This is a genomic window from Mycobacterium sp. SMC-2 (assembly GCF_025263485.1).
Taxonomy (GTDB): Bacteria; Actinomycetota; Actinomycetes; order Mycobacteriales; family Mycobacteriaceae; genus Mycobacterium.
The window spans coordinates 1942383-1963569 of record NZ_CP079863.1; the positions used below are offsets into that span (position 1 = coordinate 1942383).

Annotated in this window: 18 protein-coding genes and 1 pseudogene; 17 read left to right on the forward strand and 2 right to left on the reverse strand. The window is 68.7% G+C overall.

Annotated features, from left to right (window positions below; genetic code table 11):
- The first annotated feature begins 151 nt into the window (after positions 1-151).
- From KXD96_RS09200 to KXD96_RS09265, 14 genes are all read left to right on the forward strand, one after another.
- Positions 152-1375 (forward strand): alkane 1-monooxygenase, encoded by a 1224-nt coding sequence (locus KXD96_RS09200; RefSeq protein ID WP_260744280.1) that lies wholly within the window; start codon positions 152-154, stop codon positions 1373-1375.
- Positions 1372-1545 carry a rubredoxin gene (locus KXD96_RS09205; RefSeq protein WP_260744281.1) on the forward strand — a complete coding sequence of 58 codons (174 nt, stop codon included), beginning with the start codon at positions 1372-1374 and terminating at the stop codon, positions 1543-1545. Before KXD96_RS09200 ends, KXD96_RS09205 begins: the two co-directional genes overlap by 4 nt.
- Positions 1542-1724, forward strand: a complete 183-nt coding sequence (locus KXD96_RS09210) for a rubredoxin (protein ID WP_260744282.1) — start codon at positions 1542-1544, stop codon at positions 1722-1724. The genes KXD96_RS09205 and KXD96_RS09210 overlap by 4 nt, the downstream gene beginning before the upstream one ends.
- Positions 1725-1759: 35 nt before the next feature.
- On the forward strand, positions 1760-2356 hold the full coding sequence (locus KXD96_RS09215; protein WP_396878746.1) for a TetR family transcriptional regulator: 597 nt from the start codon (positions 1760-1762) through the stop codon (positions 2354-2356).
- 99 nt (positions 2357-2455) lie between these two features.
- Complete coding sequence (gene ahcY / locus KXD96_RS09220; protein WP_260744283.1) at positions 2456-3928, forward strand: adenosylhomocysteinase; 1473 nt, start codon at positions 2456-2458, stop codon at positions 3926-3928.
- Between the two features lie 90 nt (positions 3929-4018).
- Entirely contained in the window at positions 4019-4708 is a 690-nt protein-coding gene (locus KXD96_RS09225; protein ID WP_260744284.1) for a dTMP kinase, read from the forward strand.
- Positions 4709-4788: 80 nt separating this feature from the next.
- Entirely contained in the window at positions 4789-5475 is a 687-nt protein-coding gene (gene mtrA, locus KXD96_RS09230) for a two-component system response regulator MtrA (RefSeq protein ID WP_260744285.1), read from the forward strand.
- A gap of 43 nt (positions 5476-5518) precedes the next feature.
- Positions 5519-7198, forward strand: coding sequence for an MtrAB system histidine kinase MtrB (mtrB, locus tag KXD96_RS09235; RefSeq protein ID WP_260744286.1), 1680 nt, complete (start codon positions 5519-5521; stop codon positions 7196-7198).
- Positions 7198-8952 (forward strand): MtrAB system accessory lipoprotein LpqB, encoded by a 1755-nt coding sequence (lpqB, locus tag KXD96_RS09240; protein WP_260744287.1) that lies wholly within the window; start codon positions 7198-7200, stop codon positions 8950-8952. The genes mtrB and lpqB overlap by 1 nt, the downstream gene beginning before the upstream one ends.
- A 43-nt stretch (positions 8953-8995) precedes the next feature.
- A complete protein-coding gene (locus tag KXD96_RS09245) occupies positions 8996-9628 on the forward strand; it encodes a ComF family protein (protein WP_260744288.1) in 633 nt (210 codons plus the stop codon).
- A gap of 321 nt (positions 9629-9949) precedes the next feature.
- The gene (hpf, locus tag KXD96_RS09250; protein WP_396878748.1) at positions 9950-10615 is read left to right on the forward strand and encodes a ribosome hibernation-promoting factor, HPF/YfiA family; all 666 of its coding nucleotides are present in this window, start codon (positions 9950-9952) and stop codon (positions 10613-10615) included.
- Between the two features lie 81 nt (positions 10616-10696).
- Positions 10697-13522 carry a preprotein translocase subunit SecA gene (gene secA, locus KXD96_RS09255; protein WP_260744290.1) on the forward strand — a complete coding sequence of 942 codons (2826 nt, stop codon included), beginning with the start codon at positions 10697-10699 and terminating at the stop codon, positions 13520-13522.
- Between the two features lie 113 nt (positions 13523-13635).
- A complete protein-coding gene (locus KXD96_RS09260; protein ID WP_260744291.1) occupies positions 13636-15186 on the forward strand; it encodes an HD domain-containing phosphohydrolase in 1551 nt (516 codons plus the stop codon).
- A 52-nt stretch (positions 15187-15238) separates the two neighbouring features.
- Entirely contained in the window at positions 15239-16045 is an 807-nt protein-coding gene (locus KXD96_RS09265; RefSeq protein WP_260744292.1) for an adenylate/guanylate cyclase domain-containing protein, read from the forward strand.
- A gap of 91 nt (positions 16046-16136) precedes the next feature.
- On the opposite strand, the gene KXD96_RS09270 is transcribed toward KXD96_RS09265, so the two are convergent.
- A complete protein-coding gene (locus KXD96_RS09270; RefSeq protein WP_260744293.1) occupies positions 16137-17837 on the reverse strand; it encodes an ATP-binding cassette domain-containing protein in 1701 nt (566 codons plus the stop codon).
- Between the two features lie 216 nt (positions 17838-18053).
- Between KXD96_RS09270 and mddA the strand changes: the two genes are divergently transcribed.
- From mddA to KXD96_RS09285, 3 genes and pseudogenes are all read left to right on the forward strand, one after another.
- Complete coding sequence (mddA, locus tag KXD96_RS09275) at positions 18054-18809, forward strand: methanethiol S-methyltransferase (RefSeq protein ID WP_260744294.1); 756 nt, start codon at positions 18054-18056, stop codon at positions 18807-18809.
- Between the two features lie 62 nt (positions 18810-18871).
- Positions 18872-19354 (forward strand): cation:proton antiporter regulatory subunit, encoded by a 483-nt coding sequence (locus KXD96_RS09280; RefSeq protein ID WP_260744295.1) that lies wholly within the window; start codon positions 18872-18874, stop codon positions 19352-19354.
- Between the two features lie 4 nt (positions 19355-19358).
- Positions 19359-20515, forward strand: a pseudogene (locus KXD96_RS09285) (cation:proton antiporter).
- Between the two features lie 8 nt (positions 20516-20523).
- On the opposite strand, the gene KXD96_RS09290 reads toward KXD96_RS09285, so the two are convergent.
- Positions 20524-21039 (reverse strand): Rv3235 family protein, encoded by a 516-nt coding sequence (locus KXD96_RS09290; protein WP_260744296.1) that lies wholly within the window; start codon positions 21037-21039, stop codon positions 20524-20526.
- Between the last annotated feature and the right edge of the window lie 148 nt (positions 21040-21187).

Genomic DNA, 21187 nt, shown 5'->3' on the forward strand with positions numbered 1-21187 from the left:
ACTCAACGCCCCAAGATTCACGCAGGAGCCGCCGCCGGTCCCGGCTAGACGCGAGGTATTTTACAAATCAGGCTTATATGTCTAGACAACAGACGCAAATGGCCGTAATGTCCAACTCCAACGTGGCATGACTCACAAGGAGGTTTGGCAGATGACCACACTCAGCCCCGCGGAGCCGACGGTCTGGCGGGACAAGAAGCGCCGGCTCTGGCTCATGGGGCTGATCGCCCCCACGGCGCTGTTCGTCATGCTGCCGATCACCTGGGGGCTCAACCAGCTCGGTTGGCACGCCGCCGCGCAGGTGCCGCTGTGGATCGGGCCGATCCTGCTGTACGTCCTGCTGCCCATCCTCGACCTGCGGTTCGGGCCCGACGGACAGAATCCGCCCGACGAGGTGATGGAGCAGCTGGAGAACGACAAGTACTACCGCTACTGCACCTACATCTACGTTCCGTTCCAATACCTCAGCGTGGTCATGGGTGCCTACCTGTTCACCGCCTCCGACCTGCACTGGCTCGGCTTTGACGGCGCGTTGAGCTGGGCGGGCAAGCTGGGCGTGGCGCTGTCGGTCGGCGTGCTCGGCGGCGTCGGCATCAACACCGCGCACGAGATGGGCCACAAGAAGGACTCGCTGGAACGATGGCTGTCCAAGATCACCCTGGCGCAGACCTGCTACGGCCACTTCTACATCGAGCACAACCGCGGCCACCACGTGCGCGTCTCGACCCCGGAGGACCCGGCGTCGGCCCGCTTCGGGGAGACCTTCTGGGAGTTCTTGCCGCGCAGCGTCTTTGGCAGCCTGCGCTCGTCACTGCGGTTGGAAGCGCAGCGCATACGCCGGCTGGGCAAGAGCCCCTGGGACCCCAGGACGTATCTGTCCAACGACGTGCTCAACGCCTGGCTGCTGTCGGTGGTGTTGTGGGGCGTGCTGATCGGGGTATTCGGCCCGGGGCTCATCCCGTTCGTGATCATCCAGGCTGTCTTCGGCTTCAGCCTCCTCGAGTCCGTCAACTACCTCGAGCACTACGGGCTGCTGCGGCAGCGCAACGCCAGCGGTCGCTACGAGCGCTGCGCGCCGGTGCACAGCTGGAACTCCGACCACATTGTCACCAACCTGTTCCTGTATCACCTGCAGCGGCACAGCGATCACCACGCGAACCCGACCCGCCGGTACCAGACCCTGCGCAGCATGGCGGGCGCGCCCAACCTGCCGAGCGGATACGCGTCGATGATCTCGCTGACCTACATCCCGCCGCTGTGGCGCAGGGTGATGGACCATCGGGTGCTGGAGCACTACGACGGCGACATCACCAGGGTCAACATCCACCCGCGGGTGCGCGAGCGGGTGCTGGCTCGCTACGGGGCGGCCGCATGAGCGCCTACCGCTGCCCGGGCTGCGACTACACCTACGACGAGGCGAAAGGCGCTCCGCGGGAAGGGTTTCCCGCGGGGACGCCGTTCAGTGACATCCCCGACGACTGGTGCTGCCCCGATTGCGCGGTCCGCGAGAAGGCCGATTTCGAAACCATAGGAGTGAACCGATGAGCGACTACAAGCTTTTCGTCTGCGTGCAGTGCGGCTTCGAATACGACGAGGCCAAGGGCTGGCCGGAGGACGGCATCGCGCCCGGGACCCGCTGGGACGACATCCCGGAGGACTGGAGCTGCCCGGACTGCGGTGCGGCGAAATCCGACTTCGAGATGGTGGAGGTAGCTCGATCCTGAGCGCCCCAACAACTAATGTCGCGCCTGTGAAGCGGATGCCGTACCCCGAGGCGTCGCGCGTCCTGCTGCGCGACTCGGTGCTGGACGCGATGCGGGAGCTGCTGGGCACCCGCGACTGGTCCGCCGTCACGCTGTCGGACGTGGCCCGCGCCGCGGGCATCAGCCGGCAGACCATTTACAACGAGTTCGGCTCGCGGCAAGGCCTGGCTCAGGGGTATGCCCTGCGCCTGGCCGACCGGCTGGTCGATGCCGTGCAGGGCGCCATCGACGCCAACGTCGGCAACATGTACGAGGCGTTCCTGCAAGGGTTTCGGGCCTTCTTCGCGGAGTCGGCGGCGGACCCGTTGGTGATCTCCTTGCTGACGGGCGTCGCCAAGCCGGACCTGTTGCAGCTCATCACCACGGACAGCGGGCCCATCATCACCAGGGCGTCGGAACGGTTGAGCGCGGCCTTCACCCATAGCTGGGTGGCGATCAGTGACGAGGACGCCGGCGTGCTCGCGCGGGCCATCGTGCGGCTGGCGTTGAGTTACGTGTCGATGCCGCCCGAGGCCGATCACGATGTCGCGGCGGACCTGGCCCGGCTGATGACGCCGTTCGCGGAGCGTCACGGCGTCGTCAACGTCCCCTGACGCCCGGCGGCCCGCGAGCCGCCGACTACAGTGGCGCAAGAGCGCATACCAAAGCTAAGTAATCCTCTTGGAACCCAAGCCGCAGAAGGAATGGATCTTATGACGACGACCGAAAGTTCGCTGACCGCCGATGTCCGCAACGGCATTGATTTCAAGGTCGCCGACCTGTCGTTGGCGGACTACGGTCGGCGGGACATCGAGCTGTCCGAGCAGGAGATGCCGGGTCTGATGTCGCTGCGCCGCGAGTATGCCGAAGTGCAGCCGCTCAAGGGGGCGCGGATCTCGGGTTCGCTGCACATGACCGTGCAGACCGCGGTCCTCATCGAGACCCTGGTTTCGCTGGGTGCGCAAGTCCGGTGGGCGTCGTGCAACATCTTCTCCACCCAGGACCACGCCGCCGCCGCGGTGGTCGTCGGCCCGCACGGCACGCCCGAGGAGCCCAAGGGCGTCCCGGTGTTCGCCTGGAAGGGCGAGACGCTCCAGGAGTACTGGTGGGCCGCCGAGCAGATGCTGACGTGGCCCGACGAGCCGGCCAACATGATCCTCGACGACGGCGGTGACGCCACCATGCTGGTGCTGCGCGGCGCGCAGTACGAGAAGGCCGGCGTGGTTCCTCCGGCGGAGGAGGACGACCCCACCGAATGGAAGGTCTTCCTGGAGTTGCTGCGGAAGCGCTTCGAGACCGACAAGGGCAAGTGGACCAAGATCTCCGAGTCGGTGAAGGGCGTCACCGAGGAGACCACCACCGGCGTGCTGCGGCTCTACCAGTTCGCCGCGGCCGGGGATTTGGCCTTCCCGGCGATCAACGTCAACGACTCGGTGACCAAGTCCAAGTTCGACAACAAGTACGGCTGCCGGCACTCCCTGATCGACGGCATCAACCGCGGCACCGACGTGCTGATCGGCGGCAAGAAGGTGCTGGTCTGCGGCTACGGCGACGTGGGCAAGGGCTGCGCCGAGTCGGTCAAGGGCCAGGGCGCGCGCGTCGTCGTCACCGAGATCGACCCGATCAACGCGCTGCAGGCGCTGATGGAGGGCTACGACGTCACGACGGTCGAGGACGCGATCGGCGAGGCGGACATCGTCATCACCGCCACCGGTAACAAGGACATCATCACGCTGGAACACATGAAGGCGATGAAGGACTACGCGGTGCTGGGCAACATCGGGCACTTCGACAACGAGATCCAGGTCGCCCAGCTGGAGCGCTCCGGCGCCAGGAAAACCAACATCCGCCCGCAGGTCGACGTGTGGACGTTCCCCGACAGCGGCAAGTCGATCATCCTGCTCTCCGAGGGGCGGCTGCTGAACCTGGGCAACGCCACCGGCCACCCGTCGTTCGTCATGAGCAACAGCTTCTCCAACCAGGTGATCGCCCAGATCGAACTGTGGACCAAGAACGACGAGTACGACAACGAGGTGTACCGGCTGCCCAAGCACCTCGACGAGAAGGTGGCCCGCATCCACGTGGAGGCGCTCGGCGGCAAGCTGACCAAGCTCACCAAGGAGCAGGCGGAGTACATCGGCGTCGACGTCGACGGCCCCTACAAGGCCGACCACTACCGCTACTGAGTTCGCTTTGGCCCAACGCCCGGCCAGCCGGGCGCTCAGCACCCAACGCCCGGCCAGCCGGGCGCTCGATGAGGGGTTAGGCTCGGCGCCGTGCTGATCGCGATCGAAGGGGTTGACGGCGCGGGCAAGCGGACGCTGTCCGAGGGTCTGCGCAAGGCCTTCCAGGCGGCCGGGAAGTCGGTGGCGATCATGGCCTTCCCGCGCTACGGCAAATCGGTGACCGCCGACGTCGCGGCCGAGGCCCTGCACGGCGAGCACGGTGACCTGGCGTCGTCCGTCTATGCGATGGCGATGCTGTTTGCGCTCGACCGGGCGGGGGCGGTGGAGGACATCGAGGCGCTGCGCCGCGACCACGACGTGGTGATCCTGGATCGCTACGTCGCGTCCAACGCGGCCTACAGCGCCGCGCGCCTGCGCGAGGACGCCGCCGGGGCGGTGGCCGCGTGGGTGCTCGAGCTCGAGTACCGCCGGCTGCGGATGCCCGCGCCCGACTGGCAGGTGTTGCTCGCGGTGCCGGCGGAGCTGGCCGTCCACCGTGCCCGCAGCCGGGCGCAGTCCGATCCGGGACGGGCGCGCGACAGCTACGAACGCGACAGCGAACTACAGCTGCGCACCGGTGCGGTGTACGCCGAGTTGGCCGCCTCGGGCTGGGGCGGACCCTGGCTCGTCGCCGACGCGGACGTCGATCCGGGCCGGCTGGCCGCCACCCTGATCGGCGCCAACGACGTCCCCGCTACCCTCCGGGAGGGCACGCCCGGGGCGCCGAGCACGGGAATTTAGCCGAAATTGGACCCATATTTGCGGCTAGGCCCAAGAAACGCCCGTGTGGCGCCCCAGTTTTGTCCCGATCTGGTGACACCATGGACTCCATGAGGCAAAGGATTTTGGTCGTCGATGACGACGCTTCGCTGGCCGAGATGCTCACCATCGTGTTGCGTGGGGAGGGTTTCGACACCGCGGTCATCGGTGACGGTACCCAGGCCCTGACTGCGGTGCGCGAACTGCGCCCCGATCTGGTGCTGTTGGACTTGATGCTGCCCGGCATGAACGGCATCGACGTCTGTCGCGTGCTGCGCGCCGATTCGGGCGTCCCGATCGTGATGCTGACGGCCAAGACCGACACCGTGGACGTGGTCCTCGGCCTCGAGTCGGGCGCCGACGACTACATCATGAAGCCGTTCAAGCCCAAGGAGCTGGTGGCACGGGTGCGGGCGCGGCTGCGCCGCAACGACGACGAGCCCGCCGAGATGCTCTCCATCGCCGACGTCGAGATCGACGTGCCGGCGCACAAGGTGACCCGCAACGGCGAGCAGATCTTCCTGACGCCGCTGGAGTTCGACCTGCTGGTCGCGTTGGCGCGCAAACCGCGGCAGGTGTTTACTCGTGATGTGCTGCTCGAACAGGTGTGGGGATACCGGCACCCGGCGGACACCCGCCTGGTGAACGTGCACGTCCAGCGTCTGCGGGCGAAGGTCGAGAAAGACCCGGAAAACCCGACCGTGGTGTTGACCGTTCGAGGAGTGGGTTACAAGGCCGGACCTCCGTGATCCGCGCTTTGGCCGAAGAGCGTCGTGGGGGACGGCGCGATTGATGATGTGGGGGTCCCGGCGACGCACTCGGAGCCGCTGGGGGCGCTCCGGCCCCATGACTCGCGGCATGGGTGCGGTGAGTCGAGCCGTGGCCGTGGCCTGGCGCCGGTCGCTGCAGCTGCGTGTCGTCGCGCTGACGCTCGGGCTGTCCCTGGCGGTGATCCTGGCGCTCGGCTTCGTGCTGACTTCTCAGGTCACCAACCGTGTGCTCGACGTCAAGGTCAAGGCCGGCATCGAGCAGATCGAGCGGGCGCGCACCACCGTCGGCGGGATCGTTAGCGGCGAGGAGACGCGCTCGCTGGACAGCAGCCTGCAGCTGGCCCGCAACACGTTGACGTCCAAGACCGACGGGGCGTCCGGTGCGGGGCTGGCCGGCGCGTTCGACGCGGTGCTGATCGTGCCGGGCGACGGGCCCCGCGCGGCGACCACGGCGGGGCCCGTCGACCAGGTGCCCAATTCGCTGCGCGGTTTCGTCAAGGCCGGGCAGGCGGCCTACCAGTACGCGACCGTGCACACCGACGGTTTCTCAGGACCGGCGCTGATCATCGGTACGCCCGCCTCGGCGCAGGTGGCGAACCTGGAGCTGTACCTGATCTTCCCGTTGAAGAACGAGCAGGCCACCATCACGCTGGTCCGCGGCACCATGATCACCGGCGGCGCCGTGCTGCTGGTGCTGCTGGCCGGGATCGCGCTGCTGGTCTCCCGCCAGGTGGTGGTGCCGGTGCGGTCGGCGTCGCGGATCGCCGAGCGATTCGCCGAGGGGCACCTGTCCGAGCGGATGCCGGTGCGCGGCGAGGACGACATGGCCCGGCTGGCGATGTCGTTCAACGACATGGCCGAAAGCCTGTCCCGCCAGATCACCCAGCTCGAGGAGTTCGGCAACCTGCAGCGCCGGTTCACCTCCGACGTCAGCCACGAGCTGCGCACCCCGCTGACCACCGTCCGGATGGCCGCCGACCTCATCTATGACCACAGCGCCGACCTCGACCCCACGCTGGCGCGGTCCACCGAGCTGATGGTCAACGAGCTGGACCGGTTCGAGTCGCTGCTCAACGACCTGCTGGAGATCTCCCGCCACGACGCCGGTGTGGCCGAGTTGTCCGTCGAGGCGGTCGATCTGCGCACCACCGTGCGCAGCGCGCTGGGCAACGTGGGCCACCTGGCCGAGGACGCCGGCATCGAGCTGCTCGTCGACCTGCCGGAAAACGAGGTGATCGCCGAGGTCGACACCCGGCGGGTGGAGCGGATTCTGCGCAACCTGATCGCCAACGCCATCGACCACGCCGAACACAAGCCGGTGCAGATCCGGATGGCCGCCGACGAGGACACGGTGGCGGTCACCGTCCGCGACTACGGGGTGGGGCTGCGGCCCGGCGAGGAGAAGCTGGTGTTCAGCCGGTTCTGGCGGGCCGACCCGTCGCGGGTGCGCCGGTCCGGGGGCACCGGCCTCGGCCTGGCGATCAGCGTGGAGGACGCCCGCCTGCACCAGGGCCGGCTGGAGGCATGGGGCGAGCCCGGCCAGGGCTCGTGCTTCCGGCTGACGCTTCCGCTGGTTCGCGGCCACAAGGTCACCACCAGCCCGCTGCCCATGAAGCCCGTTCCGCCGACCGCCGCCAGCACCGGCCCGCAACCCACCAAAGACCGTGCGCGGCAACGGGAACACGCCGAGCGGAGCGGGTGATGCGGCGCCTGCTCGGACTGCTGATGGCGGCCTCGCTGCTGGCCGGGTGCGCGGGCGTGCCCAGCTCGTCGGCGCCCCAAGCCATCGGCACCGTCGAGCGGCCGGCGCCGTCGAACCTGCCCAAGCCGACCCCGGGCATGGATCCCGACGTGCTGCTGCGCGAATTCCTCAAGGCCACGGCCGATCCCGCGAACCGGCACCTGGCGGCCCGGCAGTTCCTCACCCAGTCGGCATCCAACGCCTGGGACGACGCCGGTAGCGCGCTGCTCATCGACCACGTGGTGTTCGTGGAAACCCGTGCAGCCGAACGGGTTTCGGCGAACATGCGGGCCGACATCCTGGGGTCGCTGTCGGACATGGGGGTGTTCGAAACCGCCGAGGGGGTGCTGCCCGACCCCGGCCCGATCGAGTTGGTGAAGACCTCGGGCGGGTGGCGGATCGACCGCCTGCCCAACGGGGTGTTCCTGGACTGGCAGCAGTTCCAGTCCACCTACAAACGCAACACGCTCTACTTCGCCGACCCGACCGGCAAGACGGTGGTGCCCGATCCGCGCTACGTCGCGGTGGCCGATCACGACCAGTTGGCCACGGAGTTGGTGTCCAAGCTGATCGCCGGCCCGCGGCCCGAGATGGCGCACACGGTGCGCAACCTGCTCGCCCCGCCGCTGCGGCTGCGCGGGCCCGTGACCCGGGCCGACGGCGGCAAGAACGGGATCGGGCGCGGTTACGGCGGCGCGCGCATCGACCTGGAGAAGCTGTCCACCACCGATCCGCACAGCCGGGCTTTGCTTGCCGCGCAGATCATTTGGACGCTGGCCCGGGCCGACATCCGCGGCCCGTACGTGATCAACGCCGACGGCGCGCCGCTGGACGACAGGTTCGCCGAGGGGTGGACCACCTCCGACGTCGCCGCCACCGACCCGGGCGTGGCCGACGGCGCGGGCGCCGGGCTGCACGCCCTGGTGAACGGCTCACTGGTATCGCTGGACGGTCAGCGCTTCACCAACGTGCCCGGGGCGTTCGGGCGGATGGGCGACCAGACCGGCGCCGCGCTGTCGCGCAGCGGGCGGCAGGTGGCGTCGGTCGTGACGCTGCACCGCGGCGCGCCGGACGAGGCGGCCTCGCTGTGGATCGGTGACCTCGGTGGTGAAGCGGTCCAGTCCGCCGACGGGCACAGCCTGTCGCGCCCGAGCTGGTCGCTGGACGACGCGGTCTGGACGGTGGTGGACGGCAACAACGTGCTGCGCGCGATCCAGGAACCGGCGTCGGGGCAGCCCGCCCGCATCCCGGTCGATTCCGTCGCCGTGGCCAGCCGGTTTCCGGGGCCGATCACCGACCTGCAGCTGTCCCGCGACAGCACGCGCGCCGCGATGGTGATCGGCGGCCAGGTGATCCTGGCCAGCGTCGAGCAGACCCAGGCCGGCCAGTTCGCCCTGACCTACCCGCGGCGGCTCGGCTTCGGGCTGGGCAACTCGGTGGTGTCGTTGTCCTGGCGCACCGGCGACGACATCGTGGTGACCCGCACCGACGCCAGCCATCCGGTGTCCTACGTCAACCTCGACGGGGTGAACTCCGACGCGCCGGCCCGGGGCCTGCAGATGCCGGTGATGACGGTGGCGGCCAACCCGTCGACGGTCTACGTCGCGGCTCCCCAAGGGGTGCTGCAGTATTCGGCGTCGGCCGATGGCCAGCAGGGGTGGACGGAGGTGCCCGGGCTGACGGTGTTCGGGGCGGCGCCGGTGCTGCCGGGCTGACCGCCGGCCCGGCGTTGTCGGTCCCGCCAACCACACTGGCCCCATGCTGGACCTCATCCTGCCGCTGCAGTGCGGCGGCTGCGGGGCGCCGTCATCCCGCTGGTGTGACGCCTGCGCCGCGGAGCTGTCGGTGGCCGCCGACCAGCCGCATGTGGTGAACCCCCGCGTCGACCCGCAGGCGCCGGTGTTCGCGCTCGGCCGCTACGCCGGCGCCCGGCGGCAGGCGATCCTGGCGCTCAAGGAGCACGGCCGCGCCGACCTCGTCGGGCCGCTGGCGGGCGCGCTGGCCACGGGCGTGCACCGGCTGCTCTCGTGGGGGATCGTCGAGACCCCGCTGACCGTCGTGCCGGCGCCGACGCGTCGTTCGGCGGCGCGCCGGCGCGGCGGCGACCCGGTCGCCCGGCTGGCGCGCACCGCGGTGGCCGGCCACCCGGCCATCGCCGTCGCCCCGGCGCTGCGGATGCGGGCGCTGGTCCGCGACTCGGTGGGCCTGGGCACCGCCGCCCGCGAGCGCAACGTCGCGGGCCGGGTGCTGCTGCGCGGAAAGCGGCCGGGCACCGAGGTCTTGATCGTCGACGACGTCGTCACCACGGGGGCGACGGCCCGCGAGTCGGTGCGGGTTCTGCGGGCGGCGGGTGTGCGCGTGACCGCCGTGCTGACGGTCGCGGCGGCGTGAGGCTGTGCGGTCGCTGAGCGCATGTGAAGAACTCGCAAGAGCTCAGCGAAATCAGTGGCATGGCGAGGCGAACACGAGCTAACGTCGAGGACAACGTTAATCAACTCTCAGGTCTGACTCACTGGTCGCGACATTCCCAGGTAGAGACCCCACTCGCGGGAAGGGGGTGAGTATTCGACACCTTGCATCGGCGAGCAGCCTGGGGCGGTGACCTTCCAAAGACCGCTCTCCCACCTCGTCGGCGCGTCGTCAGCAAGCCGGGCACGCAGGAAGCGTGCGACGTGAAAGAGAAACGAGTTGTCACGTATGTCAAGGCTATCCGTGGATTCCGGTCAGATTCTTGATCAACCGCCGACGCAAACCGACGGCGAAGTTCAGCCGGCGAACAACGCCGAAGTCGTCTTCAAGGGCCGCAACGTAGAAATCCCGGACCACTACCGTGTGTACGTCTCCCAAAAACTTGCCCGCCTCGAGCGGTTCGATCGCTCCATCTATCTCTTCGATGTCGAGCTCAAGCACGCGCCCAACCGGCGCCAGCGCAAATCGTGTCAACGCGTGGAGATCACCGCCCGCGGCCGCGGTCCGGTAAGCCGGGCGGAGGCCTGCGCCGACAGCTTCTACGCGGCGTTCGAGTCCGCGGTCGACAAGCTGGAGAACCGGTTGCGCCGCGCCAAGGACCGCCGCAAGGTCCACTATGGCGACAAGACCCCGGTATCGCTGGCCGCCGCCACCGCGGTCGTGCCGCCAGCGCGGCAGGAGAGCCTAGAGGAGCAGCCGGCCGAGCATGACGGCGAGGCCGACCACGAGCCCGGCCGGATCGTGCGGACCAAGGAGCACCCCGCCACGCCGATGTCGGTCGACGACGCGCTCTACGAGATGGAGCTCGTGGGGCACGACTTCTTCCTGTTCCAGGACAAGCAGACCGAGCGGCCCTGCGTGGTCTACCGCCGGCACGCCTACGACTACGGGCTGATCAGGCTCTCCTGAGGTTTGGGCGTCTCCGCGGCGTCGTCACCTACCATGGGAGTCGCTTAAGAGAAGAGACTCCTACCAACAGGGGACAACACCGTGCTGTCGAAGTTGCTGCGCCTCGGCGAAGGTCGCATGCTCAAGCGTCTCAAGCGGGTGGCTGACTACGTCAACACCTTGTCCGACGAGGTCGAAAAGCTGACCGACGCGGAGCTGCGGGCCAAGACCGACGAGTTCAAGAAGCGGCACGCGGACGGCGAAAGCCTTGACGACCTGCTGCCCGAGGCGTTCGCGGTGGCCCGCGAGGCGGCCTGGCGGGTGCTCGACCAGCGCCCGTTCGACGTGCAGGTGATGGGCGCGGCGGCGCTGCACTTCGGCAACGTCGCCGAGATGAAGACCGGTGAGGGCAAGACCCTGACCTCGGTGCTGCCGGCCTACCTCAACGGCATCGGCGGCAAGGGCGTACACGTCGTCACGGTCAACGACTACCTGGCCAAACGTGACAGCGAGTGGATGGGCCGCGTGCACCGGTTCCTCGGTCTGGACGTCGGCGTGATCCTCGCCCAGATGACGCCCGACGAGCGCCGCGTGGCCTACAACGCCGACATCACCTACGGCACCAACAACGAGTTCGGGTTCGACTACCTGCGCGACAACATGGCGCATTCGCTCGACGACCTGGTGCAGCGCGGGCACAACTTCGCCATCGTCGACGAGGTCGACTCGATCCTGATCGACGAGGCCCGCACCCCGCTGATCATCTCCGGACCGGCCGACGGTGCCTCCAACTGGTACCTGGAGTTCGCCCGGCTGGCGCCGCTGATGGAAAAGGACGTCCACTACGAGGTGGATCTGCGTAAACGCACCGTCGGCGTGCACGAGTTGGGCGTGGAGTTCGTCGAGGACCAGCTCGGCATCGACAACCTCTACGAGGCCGCCAACTCCCCGCTGGTCAGCTACCTCAACAACGCGCTGAAGGCCAAGGAGCTGTTCCACCGCGACAAGGACTACATCGTGCGCGACGGCGAGGTCCTCATCGTCGACGAGTTCACCGGCCGCGTGCTGTATGGCCGCCGCTACAACGAGGGCATGCACCAGGCCATCGAGGCCAAGGAGCACGTCGAGATCAAGGCCGAGAACCAGACGCTGGCCACCATCACGCTGCAGAACTACTTCCGGCTCTACGACAAGCTCGCCGGCATGACCGGTACCGCCCAGACCGAGGCGGCCGAGCTGCACGAGATCTACAAGCTCGGCGTGGTCTCCATCCCGACCAACAAGCCGATGATCCGCACCGACTGCTCCGACCTCATCTACAAGACCGAGGAGGCCAAGTACATCGCGGTGGTCGACGACGTCGCCGAGCGCTACGAGAAGGGCCAGCCGGTCCTGATCGGTACCACCAGCGTCGAGCGCTCGGAGTACCTGTCGCGGCAGTTCACCAAGCGCCGCATCCCGCACAACGTGCTCAACGCCAAGTACCACGAGCAGGAGGCGGGCATCGTCGCCGTGGCGGGCCGGCGCGGCGGCGTCACGGTGGCCACCAACATGGCCGGCCGCGGCACCGACATCGTGCTGGGCGGCAACGTCGACTTCCTCACCGACCAGCGGCTGCGCGAACGCGGTCTGGACCCGGTGGAAACCCCCGAAGAGTACGAGGCGGCCTGGCACTCCGAGCTGCCCATCGTCAAGGAGGAGGCCGGGAAAGAGGCCGCCGAGGTGGTCGAGGCCGGCGGTCTGTACGTGCTGGGCACCGAACGGCACGAGTCGCGGCGCATCGACAACCAGCTGCGCGGCCGGTCCGGCCGGCAGGGCGACCCGGGCGAGTCCCGCTTCTACCTGTCGCTGGGCGACGAGCTGATGCGCCGGTTCAACGGCGCCACCCTGGAGGCGATGCTGAACCGGCTCAACCTGCCCGACGACGTGCCCATCGAGGCCAAGATGGTCACCCGCGCGATCAAGAGCGCGCAGACCCAGGTGGAGCAGCAGAACTTCGAGGTCAGAAAGAACGTCCTGAAGTACGACGAGGTGATGAACCAGCAGCGCAAGGTCATCTACGCCGAGCGCCGCCGCATCCTGGAGGGCGAAAACCTCAAGGAGCAGGCGCTGGACATGGTCCGCGACGTCATCACGGCCTACGTCAACGGCGCGACCGCCGAGGGCTACGCCGAGGACTGGGACCTCGAGGCGTTGTGGACTGCGCTCAAGACGCTGTACCCGGTCGGCATCGACCACGAGACGCTGATGCGCATGGACGCCGACTCCGATCGCGACGACCTCACCCGCGAGGAGCTGCTCGACGAGTTGCTCAAGGACGCCGAACGCGCTTATGCCGCAAGGGAAGCCGAGCTCGAAGAGATCGCGGGCGAGGGCGCGATGCGGCAGCTGGAACGCAACGTGTTGCTCAACGTCATCGACCGCAAGTGGCGCGAACACCTCTACGAGATGGACTACCTCAAGGAGGGCATCGGGCTGCGCGCAATGGCGCAACGCGACCCGTTGGTGGAGTACCAGCGCGAGGGCTACGACATGTTCATGGCCATGCTCGACGGCATGAAAGAGGAGTCGGTCGGGTTCCTGTTCAACGTCACCGTCGAGGCGGTGCCGCCGCCCCAGCTCGCGCCGGTGGAGACGCCACAAGGGCTCGCCGAGCTCGGGGCCGCCGAAGAGCAGGGCGGCACCGCGGCTGCCGTGCGCGAGGAGGCCCCGGCGATGTTGCGCGCCAAGGGGATTGACGACGCAGCTCCCGCGCTAACCTATTCCGGCCCGTCCGAGGACGGCTCGGCGCAGGTGCAGCGCAACGGCGGCGACGGCCAGAAGACGCCGGCGGGCGTCCCGGCGGGCGCCAGCCGCCGCGAGCGGCGTGCGGCCGCGCGGCAGCAAGGCCGCGGGGCCAAGCCGCCCAAATCGGTGAAGCGCCGCTAGCCCCCCGTTTCCGCACCCGACAGCAACGCCGATGCCATAGGGTTATCAGGCATCACCTTCTGTGTGGCTACAGATGACCTCGCGACTGCGCTCGGTCAGGAAGGGGCGCCTCCATGCCCTTCGAGGGAGCCGTGTCGCGGGTCGAGGTACTGGCGGCGCTGTCCTTGGCGGTCGACCTTGGGCTCGGTCAGCCGATGGATCACATGCTGCGGTCGGCGGCCATGGGCACCAGGCTCGCCGAGCGGCTTGGGCTCGACGAGCGTGAGCGCGGGACCGTTTTCTACACGGGCCTGGTGATGTGGATCGGGTGCCATGCCGACTCCCACGAGTACGCGCGGTGGTTTGGCGACGACATCGCGATGCGACACGACAGCCACTTCATCGACTGGTCCGGCGCGCCGTACCGGCGATTTCTGTTGGGCAATCTCGGTCGCGGGTCGACGTTGCCGAAACGGGCCCAGCTGGCGGCCAAAGTGTTTTTGGACGCGCGCGGCAACCTCGGCGCGTTGGTGCAGTCGCACTGTCTGTCGGCCGCATTGCTGGCCGAGGAGATCGGCTTGGGTGCGGACGTGTGCGAAGCCCTGCCGTACGCGTATGAACGGTGGGACGGCAGCGGTCTTCCCGGTGGGGCCGCCGGCTCGCAGATACCGGTGACGATGCGGGTGGCGCAGATCGCCGACATCGCCGAGGTGCACCATCGGGCTTACGGCCCGGCGGCCGCGATCGCGGAGGTCCGCCGGCGCAGCGGCAAGCAATTCGACCCGGATATCGTCGCGGTGTTCGCGGCTGCCGCCGACGACCTGCTGAGCGATACCGACGACGCGTGGTCGACCGCGGCCGGCCTGGCCCCGGACCCGGGGGAGACGCTGAGTGGTCAAGCACTGGACGGGCTCCTGCGCGCAATGGGCGACTTCGTGGACCTGAAGTGCCCGTTCACTCTTGGCCATTCTCGCGCCGTGGCCGAGCTGGCGGAGAACGCCGGGAAGTGTGCTCGCCTGCCGCAGGACGAGATCGACATTCTGCGCCGCGCAGGCTACGTTCACGACCTTGGCCGGATCGGTGTGTCAAACCGGGTGTGGGAGAAGCCCGGCGAGTTGACCGGCGCCGAACGCGAACGGGTGCAGATGCATCCGTATCTGACCGGCAGAATTCTGGCCCGCGTCGGTGGGCTGAAGGCGGTCCGGGAGGTCGCGGTGAACCATCACGAGCGACTCGACGGGACGGGATATCCGAACGGGCTCCGGGGCGAAGAACTCTCCGTTCGCGACCGGATCCTTGCCGCGGCCGAAACCTATTGCTCGGCAATGGAACCGCGACCGTATCGCGATGCCCTGGACGAGGCGGCCGCGGCCGGGCGCCTACGGAGCGAGGCCGGCCGCGGCCGCCTGGACGGCGACGCCGTCGAAGCCGTGCTGGAGGCGGCGGGCCACCGGCCATCTCGTCGGCCGGCCAGGCCGTCCGGCCTGACCCGGCGCGAGGCCGAGGTCTTGGTCCACGTCGCACAGGGGCTTTCCAATCGGGAAATCGCCTCGGCCCTTTGGATCTCCGAGAAGACGGTGCGCAACCACGTCGAGCACATCTATGCCAAGATCGGGGTCTCGAACCGGATCGGGGCCAGCTTGTACGCCACTCGGCACGGCCTGACCGCCGGCGCGCTCGACTGATTTGGGGCGGATGCCTCATGCGTTGGCGGCGAATCGACGAGACCATTTCGGCATGACTACCGCCGCCCACCCCGACGCCGCGGCCGTCGCACTCGATAGGCGCACCGCGGCTTCGGCAGCGCTGTGGGACAAGGTACTCACCGACGGCCACGCGTCGTTGGTCAGGGCGAGGCGCGCGTTTCGCTATCTGCCGTCGGCCCCGCGATGCAAGCTGTGCAACAACCCGTTCGGCGGCCCGGTCGGCCGGGTGTTCGCCGCTGCCGGATTCCGCCGATCGCGCAAGAACCCCAACCTCTGCGCGCGATGCTGTGACGCATTGCCGCGAGGCGGGGCCGAGGTCGACGTCGCCGTGCTCTTCGCCGACGTTCGTGGCTCCACGGCGCTCGGCGACCGGCGGGGCGCCGCGGACTTCGCCGCGTTGCTCAACCGGTTCTATCGTGCCGCGACGCAGACGCTGCTGCGCCATGACGCGGTGATCGACAAGCTGATCGGTGACGAGGTGATGGCGTTCTTCGTGCAGGGCATCAGCGGTCCCCGGTATCGGCAACGAGCGGTTGAGGCGGGAATCGAGCTGCTCGAAGCGGTCGGGTACGGCAGCCCCGACGGGCCCTGGCTGGACGTGGGAATCGCGGTGAACGCGGGCGTCGCTTACGTTGGCAACGTCGGCGGGGCGGTGGTCGACTTCACCGCCCTCGGCAGTCCGGTCAACGCCGCCGCCCGGATGCAACAACACGCCGCCGGAGGCGAGTTGTTGGTCGCCGGCGGAGTCGCCGACGGGCTGTTGGACGACCTGCCGCGGCGCACGCTGATCCTGCGGGGACAGCAAGAGCCGATGAACGCCTTCGTCCGCACAGTGTGAGCACCCCGAAACACGTTGTGAGCGTTGAAGAGTGAGCGTTGAAGACCCGGCCCGCGACCCTGTGTGAGGATCGCGGGCCGGGCTGCGGGGGTTATCGCACGGAAGCGCCGGGCCTGGAGCGCCGGTCCAGCACCCATGCCGTGGCCAGCGTGAGGGCAACGGCGAACGAGGCGAGCGCGATCAGGCTGACGGCCGTGCCGCCCTGGAAGGTGTCACGGTAGGCGGCCATGGCCGGCAGCGTGACGGTGTAGCGGTCGAGCGACAGGCCGCGCCCCAGTGCATCGAAGGCGTGGCGGTTCGACAGGGCCAGGCTCATCAGGCGGCCGGGGGTGGCCATCTGGTCGACGGGGACGATGGCGCCACCGAACAGAACCTGGGGGAAGCACAGCATCGGCAGGGCGAGAGCCGCTTGCGCGGCGTTGGAGACGGCGGCCGAGGCGAACAGGCCCAGCGCCAATGCCGAAGTCGCTTCGATCAGAATCGTCGCGAACAGGAAGGCGTAGACGTCCCAGCCGACCGCCGGCAGCCGCCCGAGCGCCCGCAGCACGACCAGCAACACCGCGCTCACTCCCGCCAGGACCGGAAGCAGCGCCGTTATCTTCGACGCGACGTAGGCGCCCACGCTGAGCCCGGCCAGGCGTTCGCGCCGGAAAACCGCCATCTCGCCGACGATCTGGAGCAGGCCGTACGTCAGGCCGAAGAAGAAACCGTCGAAGGCGATCCAGAACACGATCTGGGCCGGGCCCACCCCGGCCGCGGTACGCGGCTCGAACTCGCCGCGCTTGAACAACGTCGCCATCATCGCCGTCACCAGCACCGGTGAGCCGAGCAGGATCGCCAGGGTCAGCCGGTTGCGGGAAAGGACGTCGACGTTGCGCCGTGTCAGGAGCCACCATTGTCGAAGCCTGCCGGTGTGTTTGACGCCGGACGGGGTGGGCACGCGCCGTTGGGTTGGGCCGTGGCTGGCTGGTGCATTGAGGCGGCTTCCCGCGAATCGCTCCGCCCAGATTTGCGGAGTGTGCTCGCCGGCCAGGCGCTCGTACACCTCGGCGAGGTCCGCCACGCCGAAGTAGTGCCGCGCGGCGGCCGGGCTGCCGCTGAAGGCCAAGTGGCCGTCGCGGGCCAGGAAGACCACCCGGTCACACCGATCGATGCCGGCCGGCTCATGCGTGGTGAGAACGACGGTGACCCCGCGTTGGCTGAGCCGGCGCAGTAGGCGCATGACCTCGGCCGCGGTGGAGGGATCGAGGCCGGAGGTGGGCTCGTCGAGAAAGAACAGCCGCGGCCGGGTGAGTAACTCCACCGCGATGCTGGCCCGTTTGCGCTGCCCGCCGGACAACGCGCGCACGGGCACGTCCGCCCGGTCGGCCAGGTCCAGGTCCTTCAGCGTCTCCTCCACGATCCGTTCCGTCTCCGCCGCCGATGTGCCGGCGGGCAGCCGTAGCTGCGCCGCGTAGCGCAGCGTGCGGCGCAAGGGCATCTCGAGGTGGATGATGTCGTCCTGGGGCACGTAGCCGACCCGGGAGTCGGTGGTGATGCGTGGACGGCGCGCGACACCGTCGTGCCGCAACTCCCCGGCCGACGGCGGCTGCAGTCCCGCGAGGACCTCCAGCAAGGTGGTTTTGCCCGCTCCGCTGCCGCCGGCGATGGCGACCAATTCGCCTGGTTCCACTGCCAGCGACATTCGCTGGAGGGTTTGCCGGCCACCCGCGCGCCGGCTGATGTCGATTGCCTCGACCCGAGCGCCGCCCGGCGCATCGACCGTCGTTGCGGTGCATGCCAATTCGGTCATGACCTGATCTCCGTCCCGTGTTGAGGTAGCTTCGTCGCAAGCGATCATCGGTCTCCCGCTTCCGCCGCCGCATGAGGCCTTTTGCCCCAAATGGCAAAGTTCGCCGGCGGGCACTCCCCGCGAAATGCCCTAGTCAAAATTGCCTAGGGCCCGGCAACGAAAAAATGAGGCAAACGACCTATAGGCGAACGCGCAGGCGCGGCGGACACTGAGCTCATGAAGCGATACCTGACGCTTGGTTACGGCGCCGCGGCGTACCTGCTCTTTCTCGCGGCCTTCTTGTATCTCGTTGGTTTCGTTGGCAACTTCGCGTTGCCGCGAAGCGTCGATCGTGGGCTCGCCGGACGCATCGCCGAGGCGGTGCTGATCAACGCGGCTTTGCTCGTCCTGTTCGGTGTCCAGCACAGCGTGATGGCCCGGCCGGCGTTCAAGCGGTGGTGGGTGCGTGTCGTGCCGTCGTCGATCGAGCGCAGCACGTACGTCGTGGTGTCGAGCGTGGTGCTGGCGGTGATGTATTGGCAATGGCGGACGATGCCGACGGTCATCTGGGATGTGCGCGCGCCGGCGGCCCGCGCGATGCTGTGGGTGCTGTTCTGGCTCGGCTGGGCGATAGCGCTGCTGGCGACCTTCCTGATCAACCACTTCGACCTGTTCGGGCTCCGGCAGGTGTATCTGGCGTCGCGCCAGCAGCCCTACACCAGCCTCGAATTTCGCGTCCGGCTGCTTTACCGCCTGGTGCGCCACCCCCTCATGCTCGGGTTCCTCATCGCGTTCTGGGCGGCGCCGACCATGACGGCGGGACACCTGCTGTTCTCGATCGGCATGACGATCTACATCCTGATCGCCACGCAGCTGGAGGAGCGCGACCTGGTCGCGTCGCTGGGCCACCAATACCGCGACTACCGCCGCGAGGTGTCGATGCTGCTACCGATTCCGCGTCGCCAGACCACGGGAGTGGCCCGGCAGGGCTGAATCTTCGACCAACCCGGCGATCCGGTGCCAGCACCGCCGTCCGACCTGTCAGGATTGACGGTATGGATGTCAAGGAGGTGCTGCTGCCGGGCGTCGGCCTTCGTTACGAGTTCACCGATCACAAGGGTGACCGCATCGGGATCATCGCGCGGCGAAGCGGCGAATTCGACGTCGTCATGTATGCCCGCGAAGACCCCGACGAGGCCCGGACGATCCTGCACCTCAGCGACGAAGAGGCCGAGGCCGTGGCCCAGATCCTCGGCGCACCGCGGATCGCCGAGCGGTTCACCGAGCTGGCCCGCGAAATCCCCGGCCTGGAAACCGGACAGGTCCACATCCTGGCTTCGAGCCCGTTCGTGGAGCATCCGCTAGGGGACACCCACGCCCGCACGCGTACCGGGGCTTCCATCGTCGCCATCGTGCGCAACGACGAAGTGCTCGCCTCGCCCGGTCCGGCGGAAATGCTGCATGCCGAAGACGTTCTGATCGTGATCGGCACACATGACGGCATCGCCGGCGTCGAGCAAATTATCGACAAGGGCTGAGCCGGTGCAGGTTTCGGGGACGCTGCTATTAGAGCTCGGCGCCCTCCTGGCCACGCTGGCCATCGTGGGAGGCGCGGCCCGCCGGTTCGCCTTGTCTCCCATACCCGTGTACCTGCTGGCGGGTCTGGCGCTGGGCAAGGGCGGGATCCTGCAGGCCGGGGCCGCCGGCGACTTCGTCACCACCAGCGCGCCCCTCGGTGTCGTGTTGCTGCTGCTGACGCGGGCCTGGAGTTCTCCGTGACCGAATTCGCCACCAGCATGCGCCACCACCTGCCGTCCGCGGGCGTGGACGTCATCCTCAACGCCACCCCCGGCGCGGTCGCCGGCTGGCTATTGGGACTGGACGCTGTCGCGATACTGTGCCTGGCCGGCGTCACCTACATCTCCTCGTCGGGGGTGGTGGCGCGCCTGCTGGAGGACTTGCGCCGGATCGGTAACCGCGAAACCGCCTCGGTGCTGTCGGTGCTGGTTCTCGAGGACTTCGCGATGGCGGCCTACCTGCCGCCGTTCGCCGTCCTGGCGGCCGGTGGTGGGTGGCTGCGCGCGGTCGTCGGCATGGCGGTGGCGATCGGCGCTCTGGCGGCAGCCTTCGCCGCCTCGTACCGGTGGGGTCACCACGTCGGCCGGCTGGTGGAACATCCCGACTCCGAGCAACTGTTGCTCAGGGTCCTGGGCATCACGCTGATCGTCGCCGCGGTCGCCGAATCCCTGCACGCGTCGGCGGCCGTGGGTGCGTTTCTGGTGGGCCTCACGCTCACCGGGGAAACCGCGGGCCGGGCACGCAAGGTGCTCGGGCCGTTGCGCGATTTGTTCGCGGCCATCTTCTTCTTGGCGATCGGCTGGGCGGTCGACCCGCAAGAGCTGATTCCGATGCTTCCGGCGGCGCTGATACTGGCCGCGGTGACCGCGGCGACCAAGGTGGCCACCGGCGTCTTCGCCGCCCGGCGCGACGGCGTGGCGCGCCGCGGGCAACTCCGCGCGGGCACCGCACTCATTGCCAGGGGCGAGTTCTCGCTGATCATCATCGGGCTGGCGGGCACGTCCATGCACACGATCGCCGCGCTGGCGACGTCGTACGTCTTCATCATGGCGATCGTGGGGCCGGTGCTGACCCGCTACACCGGCGGCCCGCTGGCTCCCAGCGCCGGGCCTGCACACTGACCGGGCGGTCAACCGATGTGCAGGGCCACCACCAGCCACCCGGCGCCGGCGGGCACCCGCTCGACGCGGCAGGCGATGGCGTGGATCCGGTTCCCGCGGCTGTACGAGCCGCAAACCTCGGCCGCGGCGTCCGGATCCCGGTGACCGGCCGGTTGCAGCCGCAGCCGGCGCAACACCGCGGCGCCCGCGTGTCCGGCGGCCGACTGGCCCACCGCGACGACGGAATCCACCAGGCCGGGCGTCAACATCGGGCGCAGCTGCGCGGCCGGGCGCCGGCGGTCGATGACTTCCAGCACCCGGCGCAGGGCCGCGTCGGCGAAGATCGCCGCCTGGTGCATCTGTGCCGACATCGCGGCGCGCGGCTGCGGGTGGGGCCGGTGCGGGCTGCGCCGGCGCAGCGGCGCGCGTGACGCTTGCCGGCACGCGGGGACGCTGCGCGCAATGTCTCGTGTCGGGGGCTCGTAGTCGATGACGGGCAGGACGGCGAAGGCGTCGGACGGACCCACGACAGGACTGGTGGTCAACGCGCACTCTCCAACTCTTCGGTCGAACTCCTCGAGCCCGCTGGAGAGTGGCAGGCAGTGGTCATCATGGCACAAGTCGGGCTCGCGCGTACCCGCGCCCGGCGAGACGATTACCGTGGGCGGGGCATTTCCTTAAGCAGCAGGCGAT